Annotated in this window: 23 protein-coding genes; 11 read left to right on the top strand and 12 right to left on the bottom strand. The window is 40.2% G+C overall.

The features are described from left to right. Positions 1 to 176: 176 nt before the first annotated feature. The gene (locus H5158_RS06205; RefSeq protein WP_182719332.1) at positions 177 to 1529 is read left to right on the top strand and encodes a sodium-dependent transporter; all 1353 of its coding nucleotides are present in this window, start codon (positions 177 to 179) and stop codon (positions 1527 to 1529) included. 16 nt (positions 1530 to 1545) lie between these two features. Here H5158_RS06205 and H5158_RS06200 read toward each other — a convergent pair whose 3' ends face one another. Beyond that, the gene (locus tag H5158_RS06200; protein ID WP_182719331.1) at positions 1546 to 1998 is read right to left on the bottom strand and encodes a GNAT family N-acetyltransferase; all 453 of its coding nucleotides are present in this window, start codon (positions 1996 to 1998) and stop codon (positions 1546 to 1548) included. 78 nt (positions 1999 to 2076) lie between these two features. Next, positions 2077 to 2820, bottom strand: coding sequence for a sporulation protein (locus tag H5158_RS06195; protein ID WP_145239228.1), 744 nt, complete (start codon positions 2818 to 2820; stop codon positions 2077 to 2079). Between the two features lie 265 nt (positions 2821 to 3085). Between H5158_RS06195 and H5158_RS06190 the strand changes: the two genes are divergently transcribed. From H5158_RS06190 to H5158_RS06180, 3 genes are all read left to right on the top strand, one after another. Then, on the top strand, positions 3086 to 4657 hold the full coding sequence (locus tag H5158_RS06190) for a cation:proton antiporter family protein (RefSeq protein WP_182719330.1): 1572 nt from the start codon (positions 3086 to 3088) through the stop codon (positions 4655 to 4657). Positions 4658 to 4943: 286 nt separating this feature from the next. Beyond that, positions 4944 to 5225, top strand: a complete 282-nt coding sequence (locus H5158_RS06185; protein ID WP_145239233.1) for a hypothetical protein — start codon at positions 4944 to 4946, stop codon at positions 5223 to 5225. Between the two features lie 117 nt (positions 5226 to 5342). Further along, a complete protein-coding gene (locus tag H5158_RS06180) occupies positions 5343 to 5561 on the top strand; it encodes a DUF3820 family protein (protein ID WP_182719329.1) in 219 nt (72 codons plus the stop codon). 171 nt (positions 5562 to 5732) lie between these two features. Here the strand turns inward: H5158_RS06180 and H5158_RS06175 are convergent, their stop codons facing one another. The 5 genes from H5158_RS06175 to ilvY form a co-directional block, all read right to left on the bottom strand. Continuing rightward, positions 5733 to 6968 carry an ATP-binding protein gene (locus tag H5158_RS06175; RefSeq protein ID WP_182739676.1) on the bottom strand — a complete coding sequence of 412 codons (1236 nt, stop codon included), beginning with the start codon at positions 6966 to 6968 and terminating at the stop codon, positions 5733 to 5735. Positions 6969 to 6974: 6 nt separating this feature from the next. Further along, complete coding sequence (locus tag H5158_RS06170; RefSeq protein ID WP_145239242.1) at positions 6975 to 7667, bottom strand: response regulator; 693 nt, start codon at positions 7665 to 7667, stop codon at positions 6975 to 6977. 14 nt (positions 7668 to 7681) lie between these two features. Then, positions 7682 to 8068, bottom strand: a complete 387-nt coding sequence (locus H5158_RS06165; protein ID WP_182719327.1) for a DUF3019 domain-containing protein — start codon at positions 8066 to 8068, stop codon at positions 7682 to 7684. 1 nt (position 8069) lies between these two features. Beyond that, the gene (locus H5158_RS06160) at positions 8070 to 8930 is read right to left on the bottom strand and encodes a MipA/OmpV family protein (protein WP_182731025.1); all 861 of its coding nucleotides are present in this window, start codon (positions 8928 to 8930) and stop codon (positions 8070 to 8072) included. 152 nt (positions 8931 to 9082) lie between these two features. After that, positions 9083 to 9997 carry an HTH-type transcriptional activator IlvY gene (ilvY, locus tag H5158_RS06155; RefSeq protein ID WP_145239251.1) on the bottom strand — a complete coding sequence of 305 codons (915 nt, stop codon included), beginning with the start codon at positions 9995 to 9997 and terminating at the stop codon, positions 9083 to 9085. Between the two features lie 164 nt (positions 9998 to 10161). Between ilvY and ilvC the strand changes: the two genes are divergently transcribed. The 4 genes from ilvC to H5158_RS06135 all read left to right on the top strand — a co-directional run bounded on the left by ilvC (position 10162) and on the right by H5158_RS06135 (position 15950). Beyond that, complete coding sequence (gene ilvC, locus H5158_RS06150) at positions 10162 to 11634, top strand: ketol-acid reductoisomerase (protein ID WP_182731024.1); 1473 nt, start codon at positions 10162 to 10164, stop codon at positions 11632 to 11634. A gap of 193 nt (positions 11635 to 11827) precedes the next feature. After that, positions 11828 to 13741, top strand: coding sequence for a methyl-accepting chemotaxis protein (locus H5158_RS06145; RefSeq protein WP_182739675.1), 1914 nt, complete (start codon positions 11828 to 11830; stop codon positions 13739 to 13741). A gap of 81 nt (positions 13742 to 13822) precedes the next feature. Then, the gene (locus H5158_RS06140) at positions 13823 to 15016 is read left to right on the top strand and encodes a tetratricopeptide repeat protein (RefSeq protein ID WP_182719323.1); all 1194 of its coding nucleotides are present in this window, start codon (positions 13823 to 13825) and stop codon (positions 15014 to 15016) included. Between the two features lie 37 nt (positions 15017 to 15053). Next, positions 15054 to 15950: a M28 family peptidase gene (locus H5158_RS06135; protein WP_259398768.1), complete on the top strand. Its 897-nt coding sequence runs from the start codon at positions 15054 to 15056 to the stop codon at positions 15948 to 15950. 37 nt (positions 15951 to 15987) lie between these two features. On the opposite strand, the gene H5158_RS06130 is transcribed toward H5158_RS06135, so the two are convergent. Then, positions 15988 to 16305, bottom strand: a complete 318-nt coding sequence (locus tag H5158_RS06130) for a GIY-YIG nuclease family protein (protein WP_182719322.1) — start codon at positions 16303 to 16305, stop codon at positions 15988 to 15990. 119 nt (positions 16306 to 16424) lie between these two features. Between H5158_RS06130 and H5158_RS06125 the strand changes: the two genes are divergently transcribed. Then, complete coding sequence (locus tag H5158_RS06125) at positions 16425 to 16784, top strand: outer membrane protein assembly factor BamE (protein WP_145239264.1); 360 nt, start codon at positions 16425 to 16427, stop codon at positions 16782 to 16784. 60 nt (positions 16785 to 16844) lie between these two features. On the opposite strand, the gene H5158_RS06120 is transcribed toward H5158_RS06125, so the two are convergent. After that, entirely contained in the window at positions 16845 to 17174 is a 330-nt protein-coding gene (locus H5158_RS06120) for an RnfH family protein (RefSeq protein WP_145239596.1), read from the bottom strand. Continuing rightward, positions 17174 to 17611 carry a type II toxin-antitoxin system RatA family toxin gene (locus H5158_RS06115; RefSeq protein ID WP_149981450.1) on the bottom strand — a complete coding sequence of 146 codons (438 nt, stop codon included), beginning with the start codon at positions 17609 to 17611 and terminating at the stop codon, positions 17174 to 17176. The genes H5158_RS06120 and H5158_RS06115 overlap by 1 nt, the downstream gene beginning before the upstream one ends. Positions 17612 to 17757: 146 nt before the next feature. Here H5158_RS06115 and smpB point away from each other — a divergent pair, with 146 nt between their 5' ends. Next, a complete protein-coding gene (gene smpB, locus H5158_RS06110; protein ID WP_064666579.1) occupies positions 17758 to 18237 on the top strand; it encodes an SsrA-binding protein SmpB in 480 nt (159 codons plus the stop codon). Positions 18238 to 18426: 189 nt separating this feature from the next. Beyond that, a complete protein-coding gene (locus tag H5158_RS06105; RefSeq protein WP_182739674.1) occupies positions 18427 to 21021 on the top strand; it encodes a TonB-dependent receptor in 2595 nt (864 codons plus the stop codon). Between the two features lie 66 nt (positions 21022 to 21087). Here H5158_RS06105 and H5158_RS06100 read toward each other — a convergent pair whose 3' ends face one another. Both H5158_RS06100 and fadR read right to left on the bottom strand, forming a co-directional pair. Continuing rightward, positions 21088 to 21693, bottom strand: coding sequence for a peroxiredoxin C (locus tag H5158_RS06100; RefSeq protein WP_145239274.1), 606 nt, complete (start codon positions 21691 to 21693; stop codon positions 21088 to 21090). 270 nt (positions 21694 to 21963) lie between these two features. Continuing rightward, positions 21964 to 22677 (bottom strand): fatty acid metabolism transcriptional regulator FadR, encoded by a 714-nt coding sequence (gene fadR, locus H5158_RS06095; protein ID WP_149981452.1) that lies wholly within the window; start codon positions 22675 to 22677, stop codon positions 21964 to 21966. Between the last annotated feature and the right edge of the window lie 370 nt (positions 22678 to 23047).

Here is a 23047-nt window from a genome sequence, read left to right as displayed (position 1 = left end):
ATGATTAGATAACAACAACTTAAATTATAAATGTTAACAGCATTGGCATTCTAAGTTTTGTAAATACAGTCAGGCGTTAATTCTTCACGGCTGCAGTTAAAAATAAGAGCTTTTTATTTTTTAACATTTACAGTAGATTGTCAGCGCCGTCACTATATAGAGAAGAAAAAATAATTATGAGCGCAGTCAGAGGGGAGTTTAGCTCCCGTTTTGGATTCATTATGGCCGCAGCAGGATCTGCAGTAGGTCTTGGTAATATCTGGGGTTTCCCAACACAGACAGCCAGCAATGGAGGCGCGGCCTTTTTAATTGCTTACCTTGTATTAGCATTTTGTTTAGCTTACCCAGCACTGATGGCAGAGCTAACAATTGGTCGCCATGGTCAAGCCAATGCGGTTAGTTCATTGCGGAAAATTTCAAATAACCCGCTCCAAAAACGTTTTGCGTTTGTGGTCGGTTTTGGCGGTATCATATGTGCCGGACTGATCCTCAGCTTTTATGCCATTGTCGCCGGTTGGATGATCAGTGCCACTCTAGAGCCCATTGCGACTTTAGTGGGCAGTGAGAGCTCTTCAACTTGGTTGAGTGAGCAGTCAATCTCTAGAAACCTTATATTTACTGCTGGATTTATTATTCTTACTGTCGCAATCATTAGCCGCGGAGTAGAAAATGGCATTGAAAAATGGTCAAAACGCCTAATGCCCGCATTGCTGACTATTTTATTTGCACTGATTGTTTATGTGATGATGCAAGAAGGCGCTATGACAGGCCTAAAAGCCTACTTAGTGCCTGATTTCAGCTCTATTTTAGACCCTGAATTACTTGTTAGTGCACTGGGACAAGCGTTCTTTTCGTTGTCATTAGGCACTAGTGTGATGATCATTTATGGCTCTTACATTAGTAAAAAAGAAAATTTAGTTTCACTTGGCGCCTACGTTACCCTGATTGATGTGTTTATTGCTTTTGTTGCTGGGTTACTAATTATCCCTGCGATGTACGTTGCGCAGGCACAAGGGGTGGAAATATTCTCAGCTACTGGAGAGTTGCTTTCTGAAGACACTTTAGTATTTCAAGTATTACCCGCTCTTTTTGATGGCATGGGCACCATTGGCTTATTCGTTGGCTTTGCCTTTTTTGCATTGATGAGTATAGCTGCTCTGACATCATCTATTTCAATGCTTGAAGCACCGGTTTCGTATGCTGTAGAGCGCTTTGATCTTGGCCGTGTAAAAGCCACCTGGTTAATAGGAACGATTATAGCATTGGTGAGCTTTACAATAGTTCTGAACTTTAATGCGCTGTTTGGTTTAGTTATTGCGCTCACAACTAAATTTGGTCAACCTATTCTTGGTTTAATGTGTTGCTTGTTTGTCGGCTGGATTTGGTATCGCAACTCACTATTAAACGAAATACAACAAGGCTGCCCAGAAGTTGCTACCAGCCTATTTTGGAAAATATGGCCATGGTATATTAAATTCATTTGCCCAATTGCAATTGGTTTAGTGTTTGTCAGCTCACTATTAGGCTAACTCAAAAAACCGCTCTTTACACTGAGCGGTTTTTTAAAATCATATCTTGATGTGCAATATTATCTTCTAAATAAGGCTCGCCAATACATTGAAAACCCAGCGACTGATAAAACGCGAGTAAATAGGTTTGCGCGCCAATGTATATATCCTTGTTCGGCCAGTGCGTAAAGCAACACTGGATCGCCTCTTTAACCAATAACGCTGCTAACCCCTTACCTCGTTGTGATTTTTCAACCAGCACGCGGCCAATAGCGCTGTACTGCTCATTTTTCTCATAACAGCGTGCGTATGCAGCTAATTGTTCAGCCTCGAGCCAATAGAGATGCTGAGTTGTTACAGTGCAATCAATATCGTCTAATTCAGGGTATGGGCATTGCTGCTCGACTACAAATACATCGACCCGCGTGCGCATGATAGTAAACAGTACCTGCGCAGACAGTTGAGAAAATGGTTTTGTTGTTAATTGCATAAAAACTCCTAACATAAAAAAGCCCAGTCAATGCAGGGCTATTTACTAAGCTTAGCTAACTAACCGAGCTCTGGATAGCTAGGCAAGCAAACGTTCTAATTGATCACATAAATGCGAAAGATTAACGTGATCATGTTCAATCGTCAGGTCAACATAGCCATCGCCACGAAAACCACGATCAAGCTCAATTAAAACATGAGTTTTATGCGCTTCAGGCACAAACGATAGTTCAATCTCTTGAATACCGAACAAGCTACGGCTATTTGGTTTATATTCCAGCTCTTGATAACAACCTGAGACAGAGTTAAACGTACTAGCGCGTAAGAAGCCCTTTTCAACATCCGCTTTTACCAAGCTAAAACCCAGTTTATCCATCGCTTGCATAAAAGTAGTTACGGCATCATTTGGATAAATATGAAGATGATCTTTATCCGTAGGATCAAGTGCTAAATCAATATCTAAACCTGTTTCAAGCCAAACATGTGATTGGTTATAACCGGCGTTGATTTCGGTGATCGGTGTTTCTGAATGTAAGCGCGCTTCAAACGGAATGTGTTTTTGCTGACCCGGTTCAATTGTACCAATATCGGTTATACGCCACTTATCAATAATATGATTGGTAAAATAAGCACCGTCTTCACCTTCCACTTTTACGCGCGTCATTAATGCTAAATCAAGACCTGTTATTGCTTGGCTAACATCCCCTGCGGTGATCACTATTTGGGCATTAAATAATTGCCCAGGTTGTAAATGCTCAGTTTCAAGCACGGTATCTACTGTTGCTGCACCAATACCGACTGATGCAAGAATTTTTTTAAACATCTATTTCTCCTTAAGCTTAATTCACCTAAACCTGAATCACGCTTAAATTCCTTTGTTACTGCATCTTAACCATATTTAAAAGCTGCTGTCAGTGAAAAAATAACTATTTTTTGAGTTTTTAGCAGAATAATTAACTAAACGAGTGTTTTTCATACACAGGTATATCTCTATGCGCGCAATTTATATGCATAATATACACGAATGATTTTCAAAAATGCTGATATTTCGCTACACTAGGTAACCAAATGAAGTGATATTAAGAATTATGGAACTATTATATTTTGCTGTCGCATTTGTGTGTGGCTTTGCCGTGTACCAACTTAAACTTCCTCCGCTAATCGGTTTTTTGATTGCTGGCTTTGTACTGAACTTATCTGGCTTTAAAACCACTGAGCTACTTAATACGATTGCTAATTTAGGGATCACGTTATTACTATTTAGTATTGGTCTGAAACTAAAAGTTAGCCATCTTATTAAGCCACAAGTTTGGGCCCCTGCCTCTTTACATATTATTATTAGTAGCGCTATTTTTTGCAGTTTGATGCTGTTCTTAGGCGCACTTTCGTTGCCATTATTTGCAGACCTAAGTTGGCAAAGTGCGTTGCTTGTTGGTTTTGCTTTTAGCTTTTCTAGCACAGTTTTTGCTGTAAAAGTACTTGAAGAACGTGGCGAAATGGCCAGCCTTCACGGCAAAATAGCCATTGGTATTTTGGTTATGCAAGATATCTTTGCAGTGATATTTTTAGCCATCAGCACAGGTAAAATCCCCAACGGTTGGGCTTTTGCGCTATTAGTTGCCTTGCCATTATTACGCCCAGTCATGTTTTGGGTGTTAAATCGTTCTAAACATGGTGAGCTATTACCTTTGTTTGGCTTTTTCTTTGCACTTGTCGTTGGCTATCATGCATTTGAATTTGCAGGCTTGAAAGGTGATTTAGGCGCGTTGATCATCGGTATGATCTTTGCTCCTCATAAAAAAGCCAGTGAGCTTGCAAAATCACTACTTAATTTAAAAGAAATTTTATTAGTTGGGTTTTTCTTAACAATTGGTTTAGGTGCTGATCTGACGCTCAACTCATTACTTATAGCGCTTATTATTGTATTGGTGCTACCAGTCAAAGTTGCCCTGTATTATGTACTAACGAATGCCTTTAAGTTACGCGCTCGTACTTCTTTATTAAGTGCTTTTAGTCTAGCTAACTACAGCGAATTTGGCTTGATAGTCTGTATGGTTGCTGCCAGTAGCGGGTTAATCACCTCTGAGTGGTTGGCTGTTATGGCTATTGCAGTATCAATGACCTTTATCATTGCATCCCCACTAAATAAACGTTCAAACGAAATTTATGTAAAGATCGAAGCTTGGCTCATGCGTTTTGAAAGCCCTACTCGCTTAGCAGAAGAACTTCCTGTGAACTTAAATGACACCAAGATTGTTATTTTTGGTATGGGTCGTATTGGCACCGGTGCATATGAAACAATTAACATCACCCATCCTGGCGTTGTAGCGGGTATAGATATCAAACCTGAAGTGGTCGAAAAGCATGTTACACGAGGTCGTAAGGCACTCTTGGCAGATGCAACCGATCCAGACTTTTGGCAACGGGTAAATCACTCCCATGTAGAGATGATCATGCTCGCGATGCCGAAACATATGCAGAACATTTTTGCTTTAGAGCAATTGCGTGCTTCGGGTTACCAAGGTCAAGTTACTGCCATTGCTAACTATCCAGATCAGCAAAAAGAATTAGAAGATATGGGCGTTGACTCTACTTATAACTTCTATTTAGAGGCCGGTAGCGGCTTCGCTGAGCATGTAAAACAAAAATTATTTCCATAATATAGAAAGGTTCTCAGTACCACAAAAGGTACTGAGAACTATTTTCATTTAATTTTCATATCCTTATATATAGCCGCCTGAAACAATCCCGCAGAAGTCCCCAAATAAGAGTCAAGCGCATTTACAAAGCTTTACATCCAGATTGGCATTTACCCATGAAAAAAGAGTAAACTGCACTTGTTGAGTAATACGTAAGTATCTATTTTTAGCACAAAAAAAGCCTTCTCATGTTTGTGTATACGTATTTATCGGCATTTTGTCTTTTACTATTAAATAAGGTTTTTAGATGAAAAATAAGTTTGCTACACAGTTTCAGACAGTGGCGGATGATGTAAATAACCCAAAACTGGTTGAACTTCAAAATCGCCTTGATGAAATACAAAGAAATGGAATGACAGCGTTAACAATGCGCGCAGTGCTATTTCAAAAAATGCTCGATATATATCAAGTGCCGGAAAATCATTTCTTGCGTGATAGCGAAACACCAAGCCGCATCGATGATCCGTCAATTATAAACAAACTTAAACAACTTGGATTTACCAAAAAGCATCAATACCAGATCCATTAGTAATTATGAGGGCCCTACTCTCCCTCATTAAATAGGCTGTTTCTTGCCCGTCACAGCCTATTTTCTCTCTCTCTTTTGTAATACACTTCACGCATAACCTAGCAAACTAAGTTAACCATGGATCCAGAGCTTTTAAAAATAGCGATTAATACAAAAATGCCATTTGGTAAATATGCAGGCCGCCCTTTGCTGTTATTACCAGAACCATACTTAGTCTGGTTTAAGCAGCAAGGATTTCCTCACGGCACACTCGGTGCTCAATTAGCAATGATGTATGAAGTTAAACTCAATGGCTTGGAGCAGATGCTCATGCCGCTTTTAAAAACACATAAATAAATTAAAAGTAATAAATAATGGAACTTACTTAGCAAAGTGAAGTCTACTCTTTTGCTACTTGTTGATTTTGGTTTTAACCGCAGAAAAGCGCCTATTAGGCGCTTTTTTTTTGAGTATCAATTTAGCCACAGATATAGCAATAGAAAAGGAGTTACTTACCCTGAACTCTGGTTACTTAGGCAAATAGATTGTAAATTTGGCGCCACCTAATTCTGAATTCGATATCGAACAGCTGCCTTGGTGCCAAGACACTATTTTTGCCACAATGGCTAAACCAAGCCCAAAGCCTCCAGTCTTTTTATCGCGACTTTTATCAAGTCGGGCAAAAGGTTTAAACACTGCATCCCATTGTGATTGTTCAATGCCAGGGCCATCGTCTTCGACCGATAAAATTAACTGCCCAGTATTTTCAACTAAGCTAATTCGCACTTCGTGACGAGCATATTTCAACGCATTGCCTACTAAGTTTTGGATACTGCGGGCGATAAAGTGACTGTCACAAGTGTAACTGCATAAAGCTGGTAATTGCATATTGAGTTTTATTTGCGTAGCAAAATCAAGTTTAGTGACAACACTTTCTACTAGCTGCACTAAGTTACATGTTTGCACCGTAAGATTAGGTTGTTGGCTATCAAGGCGAGCATAATCAAGCATTTCTTTAACTAACGACTCTAACTCCACAATATCTAATTGCATGTTATCGATATATTCAAAGGCTTTTTCGTCAGCTACTTTATCCTCAAGCATTGCCAACGCAAATTTTAAACGTGCCAGTGGCGTTCTAAACTCATGCGATACCGACGATGTAAGTTCTTGTTGAGCGGTTAATAAATGCTGAATACGCTGCTGCATAGCACTTAAGGTGTCGGTAATTGGTAAAAAGAATGATTTCGAGGTGGCGCTCAGCTCAAAGTCTTGTGATCCACCAACGGCTTCACAGGCCAGTCGCAACTTAGCAAAATCACGCCACAGTAAAAAACTCCATAAGCCAACAGGGATCCCAACGACACACAATAATAATAGATAAGGCCAAACGGATGAGAATACTGGCGCAGAAACGGTAATTGGACCCACTTGCAATAATTGCTCATTATCAACAACGATATACCAGATAGCTCGCTGTTGTTGATCAAATAGATAAATATAATTATGTAGGTTAAGTTCTTGTTGTTGTTGTGCGGGCAACATTAGGTCTTGTTTTTGTACTATTTCACTTTGAAAGCGAGTGGCTATTTTAGTAAGTCCTTGCGGGGTTTGCGCTAATAGCCATAGGGATTGACCAAACTCATCATCGAGCGCAATTTGTTGTTGACTGTCTTCATAGGGCCAAAGTTGTTCAATTACCCCACTGACTAAAAACAGGGAAACTATAATATACACATATAAACTTGCAAATAGCTTCCCCATTAATAGTTACATACCCCATGCATCGGAGACAAATAAGTAGCCTTGTCCCCAAACGGTTTTAATACGGTATGGTTTATCGCTGTTATCACCTAATTTTTTACGGATCCGAGATACACGTACATCTACGGTGCGGTCTAATCCATCATATTGGCGACCAATCATGTGTTGATGAACATGTTCACGACTTAGTACTTCACCGGAATTTGAAGCTAATAACCACAGTAATTCAAATTCATGGGAAGTGAGGGTGATTTCGTTATTCTTTAAGCGAACAATACGGCTGGTTTTATCAATACATAAATCGCCAAATTGTAATTCCTCTGGCGCTTTTACTGATGCTTGGCCACGGCGTAATAGCGCATTAATACGGGCAAGCAATACTCTTGGCTCAGCTGGCTTAATAACATAATCATCGGCACCAAGTTCCAAACCAATGACTTGATCAAAGTCTTCACCTTTGGCGGTCAACATTAATATTGGTAAGCTAAATTTATCTCTCACTTGACGACAAACACTAAAGCCATCTTTACCTGGCAGCATTACATCGAGGATCATCAAATCAACCGGATTGTTTTCAAGGTAACTAAACACTTCATCGCCACGGTCTAGCACCGCCACTTCAAGGCCATTATTTTCAAGATAGTCACGGGTTAATTGCTGTAACCCTAAATCATCTTCTACAAGTAAGATCTTTGCCATTTGCAGCTCCAAGATTAAAAAAAGCTCCACGGAGAACGTAATCGGCGCCGAGTTGTTTTAGCGCGAGTGCTCTGTACTTCAATGCGTGTTGTCGCCAGTAATTCATCCGTGTGAGGATTGACTAGGGAGTATATGGTTTCAACCTGAACACGCGCTTTATGATTGAATTCTTCTAAGGTAACCTGTTGCCAACATTGCAGTTGTTGATCTTCGCTGTATAAACAAACGTCCATTTTATGGGGCATATTTAAAGCAAATTTTACATCAACATCGCAAAAGTCTTGTTGTTCGGAAACCACACAGACTTTTGGAGTAACTGTTAATATATCTTTTTTTGCGGCAGCTAACTTTGGCCATACCAACAAAAAAATGACGCACGCACCAAGTTGTAAATACTTCATATTAAAAAATATGATCAAACCCTATAAAGGCAGTCAGAGAATACGTTTGTTCAAACAGCGGACTGTCGTCAGCTAAGGCGGAATAATCATAATAAGCCAGATGAAAACGCAATGAGTTGGCTCCATTTAAGGGCCAGCGGGCATCTATTTTAGCATAAGGCTGCCAACTACTGCCAACCTCAATTGCACGAACTGGAGACTCTTTTTCTGTTACGCCATAAAAATATGTATTCAGTGCTGCCGATTTATACCAGATGCCAATAGTCGGCTTAATCTGTAACTCACCAATGTTCTTGTGCATTTGCCACTGCAGTGCACTTCGCCACCCGTCATACACTCCGGATACATCAGCTAATGCCTGCACGGAAAATACATGCTGCTGATAGCTATAATGGTAACTCAGGCCAGCATCGAGTGCCCATTTACGTTTATTAAGCTCACGGATATCTAGACTAGGTTGTTGGATTTGAAGTTCATTTTCACTGTTCGTAAATGAACTTTCTGATCTTAATGCAAAAATGTTACTTGGATGCCAATCAACAAAAAAACGAGTTTCCGAATTAAACTCAGTGACTAGATTAAAGGTATGTGGGGAGTCTTGTATCAGGCTATAGCCTAAGCGACCATTATCAAAAAAGAACTGTTCACCGTAATAAGCTATATCTGGGATCAACACTAATGGTAAATCACCTCCACCAGCTAATGGATTTGTTATGACTCCTAATCCCGTGTTAAGGCTCAAGTGCCACTGCCCTGTTGTTATATCCTGCACAGGCTCAATTTCTGATGGCTGTGCAAAACAAGGTACTGTAAGCCATACAGAGATGCAAAGCGCAGTAAGAATATTAACTATCGACTTCATTGTTGTTATTTATGCCAAAAGAGACAACCCAATATCGTTATCATAGCAAGGTATTAATAACTAATCCCTAGACGATTACAATCATTCACACTTTTGATACATATGGAACGATTCAAGGTAAATAAACTTTACATCTGCGTATTTAGACTCGGCTAAGGAGCTAAGCTATTAACGTTTTTCAGTGATTGAGCAATCTCCCATAATGCATTTAACGCGGCATCTGGTAACTCTTTACGTAATACTGCCAAACCAATCTCAAACCCGGCAGGGGCCTCTTTTTGATCACTGATCACCTGAACGCGATCTTTTAATGGGCTATTATCTAAAACAATTTTTGGCACCATGGCAATGCCTAGCCCTAAACTCACCATTGACACCATAGCTTCATGCCCCGCTACTTGCGCATAGATCTTTGCATTAATACCGTGCTTACGCCACCACAGCTCTAACCTTTGACGAGTAAAACCTTGCTCTGGCACTATAAACTCAAGCTCAGACCAATCTATCTTATCGCCAAACTGGGCCAGTTTTTCAGTGAGCAACGACGGAATACGTGGCGCGATAAATACCAAGGATGAATAACCAATACTGGCAAATGCAATTTGCGTCGGTAATTTATCAGGCTTTGCGGCAATTGCCATGGCTTCGTGTCCGTCAAGCACACGGTTTATTGCCACTGCGGGATCGCCAGTATTAAGCTTTATTTCTATATGTTGATGTTGCAAACGCAGTTGCTCTAATAGTTGATGCAAAAAACTATAAGAGGCAGTTACTGAACAGTAAATGCTTACTTTACCGTAAATAGTTTGCTCAGGATTTTGTACATTTGCTCGAAAACGCTGCCAATTAGCTAACGTAGCCGTTGCATAGTCGATAAACGATTCTCCTTCAGCTGTTAACTTTACACTGCGATTATCGCGACTGAATAATGCGACTCCAACTTCATCCTCTAACTGTTTGATATTGCGACTTAAGGTGGGAGCACTTATGTGGCATAACTCGCTGGCACGGGCAAAATGTAAGGTTTTGGCAAGTGCCAGAAAGTAATGTAATCGTTTATGGTCCATAGTGATCCCAATAGTTAGCGGTTATTAATTAAAGTATTTCATTTTTTGAAATACTTTAATGCAAATATATCATTTTACGCAAGGGTAAAAATTCCTTATGGTGACTTTAAGCAAAGCAGCAAGCGCTTGCATCTAACAAATACGAAATTTATAGGATACTAACAATGGCGAATTATTTTAATACTCTTCCCTTACGCGAGCAGTTAGCACAACTAGCACAATGTGAATTTATGGATCCGGCTGAATTTGCCGATGGTGTTGAAGCACTTAAAGGCAAAAAACTTGTTATTGTTGGGTGTGGTGCACAAGGTTTAAACCAAGGACTGAACTTACGAGATTCAGGTTTAGATGTTGCCTACACATTGCGTGATTCTGCAATCAGCGAACGTCGTCAATCATTTCTTAATGCGTCAGAAAATGGTTTTACTGTAGGTACTTACGAAGAATTGATCCCTACTGCTGATGTTGTGTTAAACCTAACACCTGATAAACAGCATACTGCGGTTGTAAACGCAATCATGCCGATGATGAAACAAGGCTCTACGCTTGCTTATTCTCATGGCTTCAACATTGTTGAAGAAGGTATGCAAGTACGTGATGATATCACTGTAATCATGGTTGCACCTAAGTGCCCAGGCTCTGAGGTTCGTGAAGAGTATAAACGCGGTTTTGGTGTCCCAACTCTTATTGCTGTTCACCCAGAAAATGATCCTCAGGGACATGGCTTAGCACAAGCAAAAGCGTATGCAGCGGGTACTGGTGGCCACCGTGCAGGTGTATTGAAATCATCATTTATAGCTGAAGTTAAGTCTGACTTAATGGGCGAACAAACGATTCTTTGCGGCATGTTACAAACCGGTTCAATCTTATGTTTTGATAAGATGATCGAAAAAGGTATAGATGCCGGTTACGCATCAAAACTAATTCAATACGGTTGGGAAGTTGTTACTGAAGCACTTAAATACGGCGGCGTTACAAATATGCTTGACCGTTTATCAAACCCAGCGAAAGTAAAAGCGTTTGAATTAAGTGAAGAATTAAAAGTAATCATGCGCCCGCTTTACAATAAACACCAAGACGACATCATCGATGGCACGTTCTCTCGTGTAATGATGGAAGATTGGGCGAATGATGATGCAAACCTTTTGAAATGGCGTGCAGAAACAGCTGAAACAAATTTTGAAAAAACCCCTGCCGGTGATGTTGAAATCACCGAACAAGAGTTTTTTGATAACGGTATATTGATGGTTGCAATGGTGAAAGCCGGTGTAGAATTAGCGTTTGAGACCATGACTGCAGCGGGTATTATAGCTGAGTCAGCATATTATGAATCGCTACATGAAACGCCATTAATTGCCAATACCATTGCACGTAAAAAATTATTCGAAATGAACCGCACAATCTCTGATACAGCAGAGTATGGTTGTTACTTATACAATCACGCATGTTTGCCACTGTTACAAGACTTTATGCAAAACATCGATACTGATGTGATTGGTAGAGGCTTAGGCGAGCGCTGTAATCATGTTGATAACCAAACACTAATTGCAATCAACAAGTCGTTGCGTGAGCACCCTGTTGAAATCATTGGTACCAAATTGCGTGGCTACATGTCAGCAATGAAGAAAATTGTTTAACCCTGGAAAGTAACAATTTCGCTTGTTAGAAACCAAGCCCACATGCTAAACGCAGTGGGCTTTTTCATTTTATTAATTTGTCTAAAGACGCCTTAGCGTAAATTATAAACTGAGTACTTACTCTATTAGATGATGAACTGTATGAAAAAAACATGCTAAAATACCCTCATAATTTGTAAAGTCAGTACCCACAATGCCGTATAAAAGTCTTAGTATCACACGTAAGATCACTATTTTAGGGATCGCTATTGCCTTGTCAGTCGCCAGCTTAATTGGCATTACGGCGCTGTTATCCGCCAAAACCATTATCGAACAACGGATGATACAATCTGAGTTGCCCAGTAAACTACACGCAATAAATAACTATATAAGCTTAGAGATCAATGAATTACTCAGTGCGGCCGAACAAGTATCAAGTAATCATTTTATACTCGCGTGGGCAAATAGTCGTGATAACAATGATGACGTTTTAATCAAAGAATTAAATCGTCTGGTAAAACAATACGGCTTAGCAACCGCATCATGGGCAAATCGCGATACCGCGCAGTACTGGAATCAAGATGGCTTTTTAAGAGTATTAGATCGGCAGCAAGATGGCTGGTTTTTTGATTTTAAAAACGCCAACCAAGCTTACTCTATTAGCTTATATCAAGAGCCTAATGGCGACACAAAAATGTTTGTTAATCATCAACAGATCAATGGCATCGGCTTAACCGGACTGGCAAAAAGTATTGATGATATGCAGGCACTACTGAATAAATTTACTATCGAGCAGACTGGCTTTGTATTTATTACTGACGATAAAGGCGTAATTAAACTCCATCAAGACGTTAATAAAGTAGAAAAAACAAATCTAGATAGCTTGTATGGTCATCAAGTAAGTGGTCAATTATTAACAAGCAATGAATTTAACTTGCAAGAAGTCGAACTCAATGGCGACACTTTTTTCCTTGCGGCGAGTCCAATTAAAAACACTCAACTCTATGTGGTTGCACAAGTACCAAAAGCAGAAGTGTTTGCCGGGATCACCACTTTACAATGGCAAATTTTAAGTTTTGCTATCGCAATTGCGCTGTTGGCATGTATCGTTAGTTTTTTACTGGCTCGTTCGTTAGCTTCACCGCTATCAAAAATGGCAGAGTTATTTACTCGTTTAGGGTCTGGTGATGCCAATCTAGCTTATCGTTTACCTCACAGTGACCAGCCTGAGCTATCAGCATTAACGAATGGTTTTAACCAATTCATTGATAAAATTGAAACCGCTATTGCGCAAGTCTCCCACGAAAGTTTAGAAATTCGTCAAAGCTCAGATCAGGTATTTACTCAAGCCAAGCGTAACTCACAGGCAATGGACAACCAAAAAGAGCAGACTATCTCTGTTGCAGCAGCAATCAACGAAATGGGCGCGACAGTGCAAGAAATTGCCCACAGCGCCGCAACTGCCGCAAAACTGACCGAAGATAGTAAAGCGAATACATTACAGAGCCACCAGCAAGTAGTGCAAAGCCAACAGAGTATTACCGCATTAGCCAGTGATATTGACACAATTGCGGGACAAGTGACTGAGCTTGCCAATAAAACTCAGACTATTGCCAGTATTGTTGACTCTATTCGTGGTATTTCAGAGCAAACCAATTTATTAGCACTAAATGCAGCAATTGAATCAGCACGTGCTGGTGAACATGGCCGCGGCTTTGCCGTAGTTGCGGATGAAGTACGAGCCTTAGCCAACCGTACGTCACAATCAACGACTGAAATTCAATCAATGATTGAAGAGCTCGCGAAAACAGCTACCAATGTGGTTGAACATATTGCCCAGTCCAAAGATAAAGCTCAGTACAGCGTAGCAACAATGCAAAGCTCTGTGCAGTTGCTTGATGCCATTACCAATACCGCTAATGAAATTAATGATATGGCAACCTTGATTGCAACAGCTACTGAAGAGCAAAGTAGTGTGGTTGCTGACGTCGGCCGCAATATTGAACAAATTAGTGAGATCAGCGATATGGCAATGCGAGAACAAATTGATACCGAGCAGGCGATCAAAGGACTTGCAACCAGCGCACAAACCTTAGCAAGTTTAGTCGCCACCTTTGAAAAGCGCTGACACAGTTTGTAACATTTAACATCTACCCCGACTAAAAAACAGACTAAACTTAATAAGTCAGTAATTAGTTGGGGTATGATTATGACAATATTAACGCGGCTTTATAAGCTAGCAGTCATTGTGCTGCTTTTTAGTATCTCTGCCTGTACCAGTGTGAGTAATCAACCAATACTCATCCCGCCACCAGTGACTGAAAACCAATCTTTCACGCTTTACCCAGTAGAAAGTAGTGAACAGATTTTTACCTTAAGCGATACAATAACACAACAACTCGATGCAGCCTTTCCAAGTACTAAACGCAATTTAAACACAACTCGAAAGTTACTAAACTTTTTGTTAGAAAATGGCGATGCATCCTTACTATATCAAGCAGGGGCTACCCTAACCGCCAATCAAGCCTACCGAGATTTAAATGCTAACTGTTTATCATTATCGATTTTGGCCTATAGTATCGCGGAATATTTAGGCATGCAGGGGCAATTTCAAACGGTTCATATTCCTGAGTATTGGGCGCTAAATAAAGGCTATAACTTATTGACTGGGCATATTAATTTGATCGTCACACAGCGTCGTAATAACCACACTAATGTGACTTATGTGTATGACGCAAAAACCTCATTAGTGATTGATTTTGATCCGAACTCGCGAGGTGAGAAATTTCAGACGACCCCCATCAGCAAACAACGAATTACCGCGATGTTTTATAACAATAAAGGGGCAGCGGCAATGCTCAATCAAAATTATGATTTAGCCTATAGCTACTTTTTAGCGGCAACAAAAGCAGATAAATATTACTCTGCTGCATGGGGTAACTTAGCCGTATTACTTCGCCTTGATTCTCAGTATGATAACGCCGAATTAGCCTATAATTATGCTTTGCTGCTTAATAACGACAACAATACAGCACTGGGCAACTTAGCTTTACTGTATCAACTCACCGACCGTCCTGAGCTGGCAGACAAGATTTTATATAAACTTGATTTGAAGCGCCAAAGTAATCCGTATTATCATGTGTCATTAGGAAATAACGCATACCTTGGACAAAACTATCAAGATGCCATCAAGCATTTCAATAAAGCAAAAAGAATTGATGATGATATTCATGATAGCTACTTTGGTCTTGCCCGCACTTATTATCAGTTAGGTGATTTTAAGCAAGCATATCGCCAATTACGTTTGGCTAATAAACATGCCGATTTTGACCATGATAAGCAACGTTATCAAAATAAATTACAGGCACTAAGTGACATGACTGCGCGAGTAATTAATCATTAACTATTTTATTTTGCTATTGAGCCTCAGCTTTTCAACATTGTGCCAAAGTAATAGCAGCGCGCAGCAACAGCTGATCGATGATCTGAGGCATCTAAGCTCTACGGCTCTAAGCGGTAGAAAAACCAATACCGACGGCGCGCATACCAGTGCCCAATACATTAGTACGCGACTGCAAACGCTCGGTTACAATACACAATTACAGCCGTTTAGTTACAGCCATGGCTGGTCTTCAAAAGCAACGGGGCAAAATGTAGTTGCGACTTTAAAACCACCGCACTTAGTCAAGACTCATTTGGTAATTACCGCTCATTATGATCACTTAGGTATGCGTGGTAACACTTTATATGCAGGCGCAAACGATAATGCCAGTGGCGTCAGTGCCTTGTTATTCCTAGCGCAACGCTTCGCACACACAAATCTGCCTTTCCAACTTAGTTTTGTTGCTACTGACGCAGAGGAAAATGGTTTACATGGAGCTGAATATTTTGTTAGTCAATTGCAAATCGACGACAGCGTAAACGTGCTAAATATTAATTTGGATATGTTAGCAGTAAAGCCGCCAAAAAAAATCTTATATGCCTTTGTCTCACATGCACAACGCAGTGCTTTACAAGCACAACTACAGCAGGTGCCTGAGCATAATTTAAAGATAAAAGTAGCTAGTTCATCAACCACAATGAACAGAATGACCCTCGGAGATAGTATTGATTGGCGCCGAGCAAGCGACCATTATGCGTTTGCTAAAGCCGGAATTGCTTATATTTACTTTGGCATGGGTCATGACCCCCACCATCATAAAAGTTCCGACCTACTAAATAATATTGACCAAGCGCTTTATATTGATGCAGTTAATTATATTGCCGCATTTATTAGCCAACTTGATATAAACGATATCAACGATATAAACGATATAAACGATATAAACACTCTTTGAGCTAAATTGTAGATAGTAAATATATTTTAAACTGAATTCAGGTTAGCAAAATCCCAGAGCTAACAAACGCTCGCTTTTGTGCCTTACTTAAGCGTTTAATTTTTATCTCAAGCTTGCTGGCTTCACTGCGAGAACCGACTTCACATTGATATATTAAAGTCAGTGGCCCCTTCCCCTTTAAGTTTTTAGCCCCTTTGCCCGCTTGATGTGCTGCAAATCGTTTTGCCACATCCGTGCTGATCCCAGTGTACCAATGCCCTAAACGTGTTTGTACAATATAAAGTGACCACGTGGAGATCTTAGTTGTCATAGTATTTTCAGTAGTAGTTAAACTTTTTGCGGACTCAGAGGTCAAAATTACGCTCCAAACATCGATAGTAAAAATTAAGTCACAAACAATTACTCAAAAGGGTTTTACCTTAGGTGACTAATCGGTATCATGCAGTTTATAAAAAATAAGGATCCAAACAAACAATGCAGTCGTTAAAAACTTTTTCTCTTTGGTTTATCGTTGCTCTGACCTTAAGCGCAACCGCCGGTTGTTCTAGCTGGGTTTATCGTATCAACATCCCACAAGGTAACTTTTTAGAACAAACCGATGTTGACAAGCTTCGTATCAATATGACCCGTGAGCAAGTTCTTTATGTATTAGGTAAACCTGTTGCAGAAGACGCTTTCGATAAAAACACGTGGCATTACTTATATTCTTTTAATCTTGGCCGTGATAACGAACAACGTAAATCACTGACTATTAATTTTGAAAATGAAAAATTGGTATCGCTCAGTGGTGACTATGAACAACCCGCAGAGTTTAATACACCGCTTGAGCAATAACGCTCCAGTTCAGTAAATTACGAAAAGGTTAGCAACAGCTAACCTTTTTTGTTTGAGCTATTATTTAGCTTTATCAAGCGGTCGCCCACCTGTAATTTTATTAGCACGACCTTCGTCTTTAGCTTTTTCTGCACGTTTTCGTCGTGCGTCTTTAGGATCAGCAATTAAAGGACGGTAAATTTCAATTCTATCGCCATCCTCAAGCACTTGCGTAAGCTTGCAGGTACGGTTCCATATTCCTAAGGTTAATGCTAAGCCATCAATTTCAGGGCACTTAGCGAGGATACCTGATTGCATCACGGCATTTTCTGCCGTTGTACCAACTGGTACTTCAACAAGCAAACACGTTGCCGTGGTAGGTAATGCATACACAACTTCAACTTTTATCATCATCGCAGTCCATATACCTGTTTAGCGCGTTGAGTAAATGCATTCACCATGTTTTTTGCAACATCGTTAAATACGCGCCCAAACGCAAGTTCAATTAATTTACTCGCAAATTCAAACTCAAGCTGTAGCTGAACTTTACATGCATTGTCATCCAACACTTGAAAATGCCAACGCCCTTGCAAGGCTTTAAATGGCCCATCAACTAAGCGCAATGTTACTGTATTATCATCTACAAAGGTGTTTTCAGTAGTAAACCATTTTTTTATACCCGCTTTGGAAATTTCCAAACTTGCCGTCATGGTATTACCTTGCTGTGCAATAATTTTTGCATCCGAACAATGGGGTAAAAATTCAGGATAAGCATCCACATCATTGACTAAATCAAACATTTCTTTGCTGCTATACATTACTAGCGCACTTTTTTCTATTTGTGGCATACTCACTCCCAACTGTGTGGGCGAATTTTAGCAAGCTTTGCGTTTTTCCCCAAACTTTCATGGCGCTTTATTTACAAACACTTTTTTATTAGCAAAAATAAAAAATCGATGTAAAAAGCAGAGCTTTACGTATAATATGGGCCACTATGGCTAAGAAAAATTCATCTAAATCGACAAGTAATACTATCGCGCTAAATAAAAAGGCGCGTCATGAGTATTTTTTACACGACAAGTTTGAGGCTGGTGTTGAACTACAAGGCTGGGAAGTAAAAAGTATCCGAGCTGGTAAAGTAAACATCTCTGAAACATACATTCACCTTAAAAATGGCGAAGCGTTTTTGCTTGGCAGTCAAATACAGCCTCTCAATAGTGCTTCAACCCATGTTATTTGCGATCCATTACGTTATCGCAAGTTATTATTAAGCAGACGCGAGCTAGATCGCTTAGTCGGTGCGACTGAGCGCGATGGCTATTCATTAATCGCCACTGCCATGTATTGGAAAAAATGCTGGGTGAAACTTGAGTTCCACCTTGGTAAAGGTAAAAAAATGCATGACAAACGTGAAGACGGTAAAAACAAAGACTGGTCTCGCGAAAAAGAACGGTTAATGAAGCACAAAGTTTAATCTATCTAAACAACCTCAAAAACGCCTAACCCAGTTAGGCGTTTTTATTTATATCCCTTAAATCCTTCTAACTGTATCAAATATAGTACACCTCTTTACAATTCAATTTGATAACAAACCCGTTACATGGTATTGATGTGTGTGGTTCATTTGACCAGATAAAATTAACATTATAACAAGGATTTAAGGATGAAGAACATACTCCCATTTAAACCTAAGCTAATCGCTTGTGTAACACTTGCACTTTCAACAGCGGGTTATACTTCTCAATCATTTGCTGCGGACGAAGCAAAAAAAGTTGAACGTATTGAAGTGACGGGTTCTAGAATAAAGCGAACAGATATTGAAGGCCCTTCCCCAGTACAATCAATTAGTCGCGCCGATATCGATAATATGGGCTATGACAACTTACAACAATTACTGGAAAGAATGCCTGCTGCTGGTAATGGTACTTTTTCTACTCGCGGTAATAATCAGGATTCGACCGCTAACGGCTCTGCAGCGGTATCGCTACGAGGTTTAGGCGCTGATGCAACACTTGTATTAATTAATGGCCGTCGAGTAGCTATAAGCGCATTTGCGGAGAGTATCACTAACTCATTTGTTGATATTAACAGTATTCCGGTCTCTGCTATCGAACGTATTGATATTCTTAAAGATGGTGCCTCTGCAATTTATGGTTCCGATGCCGTTGCAGGTGTGGTGAATATTATTTTGAAAAAAGACATCGATGGTTTAGAAGTTAATTTAGGTTATGGTGGTACTGACGGCCCTAACTATGAAGAAACCTCAGCAAGCATAGTTTGGGGTACCTCAAACGAAAAAAGCAGTGCGTCTGTGATCATCGATTACTTTAAAAACACCTCTTTATCATCAGATGAAATGGGCCGCTTAGGCACTGCTAATCAAACCGCGAATGGTGGTGAAGATTTCCGTTCATCTCGTGGCTTTCCAGGTACATTTGGCGTGAATGGCGTCCAAACTCCAGATCCAAGTTGTCCTGCAGATCAAATTAGTGGTAGCGATAGTTGTGTGTTTGATTATGGACCCTATGGCTATATTGCCCCAGCTTCTGAACGCGTTGGCGCGATTTCTCAGTTTGAATATAACTTTGATAATGGTATTACTGCCTTTATGGAAATGGCTATTCAACACAACAATTCAATTGCCGCAGGTGCTCCAACACCATTAGATAAAGATGCAGGTTTAACAGTCCCAGGGAATCATCCAAATAATCCTTTCAATCAAGAAGTAATTATCAACTACTATAGAACTGTTGATGCGGGTGCCCGTCAATGGGATATTGAGTCAGACACTTTGCGATTTGTTGCCGGTCTACGTGGTGAAATTAGCGATTGGAGCTGGGAAGCCGCTGTACAAAAAGGCCGTAGTAAATCAATGCAAACCGGTGATCGTACTCAAGGCTGGGTAAGAACTGATTTTTTACAGCAAGAAATAGATGCCGGCAACTACAACCCATTTGGCGGCACTTATAATGATCCTGCAGTCATTGAACGTATTTCAACCAGCCTAGTTCGTCGTGGTGAATCACATATGACCTCTTTTGATGCCAACATCACTGGCGAAGCGTTTAGTTTTGGTGACAATGTCGTGATGATGGCGGCTGGTATTGAGTACCGTGAAGAGGATGTCAGTGATACCCCTGATGATCAATTTCAGCGAGGTTTAATTTTTGGTACTGAGTCCGTTTCTGCTGCCGCTGAGCGGGACCAATACGCTGCCTATGTTGAATTCTCAATCCCATTAGCTGATAGCTTAGAATTACAACTTGCAGGTCGTTACGATGATTACAGTGACTTTGGTACCACAACCAATCCTAAAGTAGCGCTGCGCTGGGCACCTACTGATGAAATTACTGTTCGCGGCTCTTGGGCACAAGGTTTTAGAGCACCTTCACTAGCACAAATAGGTCTAGGTCCATCAGAGAAAAGTCAATTCTTTATTGATAATTACCGCTGTAGTGCTACAGGTCTTGATTGTAAAGCTCTTGATTACAATATCCAATTTGCTGGTAACCCTGATTTACAAGCTGAAGAATCTGAATCATGGAACGTTGGTTTTATTTGGGCTCCTATGGCTGAACTTGGCTTTAGTATTGATGTATGGAGTATTACTCAAGATAACAAAATTGATGAACAAGCATTCGGCCCAATTTATGACGCAGAATGTAACAACCAAAACAGTACGATTTGTGTTCGCCTAGCCCCAGCCGGAAGCGAAACCCTTGGTGTTATCCAAAAAATTCATAGCACTTTTAAAAATGTCTCTTCGCAGGAAGTGTCTGGTGTTGATTTCTCAGCAAATTATAATCACTCCTTGGATGATCTTGGTTTACTTAAGTTCAACTTAGAATGGTCCTATCAAGACAAGTTTGAAAAAGACGGTCGCGATTATACTGGTGAATATGGTTACCCTGAACACCGCTGGATGTTCTCAACTAATTGGGAGCTTGGTGAATTCAATACTAATGTAAATATCAGCTATGTGGGTGAGTTTGAAGATACGCCTGATATTGATTTTGATGGCACCCTCGATTTTGATAGCAACACGTCAAGAATGGTTGATTCACAAGTCTTAGTTGATTTACAAACGGCTTATCGTATTACCGAATCGACCAAGATCTCGATTGGCGTAAATAACCTATTTGATGAAGAGCCACCATTTGCAATTGGTGATGGTGATGGTGATTTATACGGTTATGCTTCCGCGGTTCACAACCCTCGCGGACGTTATATCTACACCAAAGTGTCATTCGCTTTCTAGCGACTACCCTAAATAAAAAACCCGCCAAATTGGCGGGTTTTTCATATTCTAAAACAAAGGCCTAAATTATAGGTCGCTTTCGTTTTCTGAAAGGAACTTAGCAACGCCTGCTGGGCTTGCATCCATACCTTTTTTACCTTCAGTCCAACCAGCTGGACATACTTCACCGTGCTCAGTGTGAAACGCTAGAGCGTCAACCATACGAAGCATTTCGTCGATGTTACGACCTAGTGGTAAGTCATTTACTACTTGATGACGTACATTACCTTCTTCATCAATTAAGAATGAACCACGAAATGCAACGCCCGCTTCTGGATGCTCAACATCGTATGCTTTACAGATTTCGTGCTTAACATCTGCAACTAGTGCGTATTTAACTGCACCGATACCGCCGTCTGCAACAGCAGTGTTACGCCATGCGTTGTGTGAGAATTGTGAATCGATTGAAACACCAATTACTTCTACGCCACGCTTTTGGAATTCTTCATAACGCTTGTCAAAAGCAATTAGTTCAGAAGGACATACGAAAGTGAAATCTAATGGGTAAAAGAAGATGACTGCTTTTTTACCTTTGATTGTTTCGTGAAGATTGTAGCTATCTACGATCTCGCCGTTACCTAGTACTGCTGCAGCGGTAAAGTCTGGTGCCTGGCGGCCTACTAATACACCCATTTTATTCTCCAAATATTTGAGTTTGCTTTTAATTGCTTACGCAATGCTTGCCTTTAATATGGGATCTAAAAAATAAATACCAAGGGCTAGCATGCATAATTATCAGAATATTTTAGAGACTAAAGACTTAAAATAACAATCGTATTTTCCGATGTCACTCATCGAAAAATACGAACGCGGTGTATCACTCGCTGTTTGTCATTAATAACAGCGAAAAAAAACCTGCATATGCAGGCTCCTTATAGATATAACTACACAGTAAATGCAGAGTTAATCCATGATATTTTCCGGCATATCACCACGGATTTTTTGCCAGATCTCACCTGTTTGATGACCATATTTCCGCATCATTGAAATTGCGCCGTCATGTTCGCGTTTCTCAGCAAGTATGGTTAAATCTTTATAGAATTGACGCGCTAACTGACGCGTGCCTGGATCTGAAAAGTAATGACAGCCAATTTTAGAGTAAAAACCCTTAAAACCATTAAGAATAAGTACATAAATACGGTTATTACCTGCAACAGCCAACTCATGATGTACTTTATAATCATAATCAGCGAAAGCTTGTGCACTATCTTCAAGTTCATCACTTTTTGAAAGAATTTCTATCACGCGATCAGGTGCTAGTTTAATGGCAGCGCGAGTATAGATAGCGCTAATATTAGTACGCGCAGAAAGTAACTGGTCGGTTAACTCGGGCATTTTATCTTCATCAAGACGCGCTAAGGTCTCTAAAATATTAAGTCCTGAGGTTTCCCAAAAGTTATTTACTCGAGTCGGTTTACCGTGTTGGATTGTTAACCAACCATCACGCGCTAAACGCTGCAGTACTTCACGTAAGGTTGTACGAGTAACACCGATTAATTCTGATAACTCTCGCTCAGCGGGAAGAATAGAACCTGGTGGAAAATCACCATTCCAAATTGACTCAACAATGTACTCTTCGGCAAACCCTGCTGGGCTTTTCGCTTTAAAAATTCTCATTCAATTCCCACTTGAGTTACCACATAACATTACTTTAAACGATTAACTGACTGATTGTACCAGATGAAGCCAAACTAACAAGTAAAGTCACTTCATTAATTCACCCACGACGACAGGCTTAAGCCTCTACTCTCGCCACGTTTTTAAAATGGATACAGGCTAATTTATCACTCTTTCAGTGTCGCTTTCTTTTATACTAAATTGAAGGGATTGACCACAAAGAGTAATAGACATTTAACTTCATTATGCACACTATACGGACTGAATAAAAATACCCATTTCGCTATTTCAGCTACACTTAATATAGCGCGGCATATTAAATGGATAAAAGGTACGTGATGTTGTTTATAGCTTTTTTGTTTACACCACG

The organism is Pseudoalteromonas sp. SR45-6 (genome assembly GCF_014163545.1).
GTDB classification, from domain to species: Bacteria; Pseudomonadota; Gammaproteobacteria; order Enterobacterales; family Alteromonadaceae; genus Pseudoalteromonas; species Pseudoalteromonas rhizosphaerae.
Note: the sequence above shows the minus strand (reverse complement) of the source record. Positions and strands in the feature narration are given on the sequence as shown.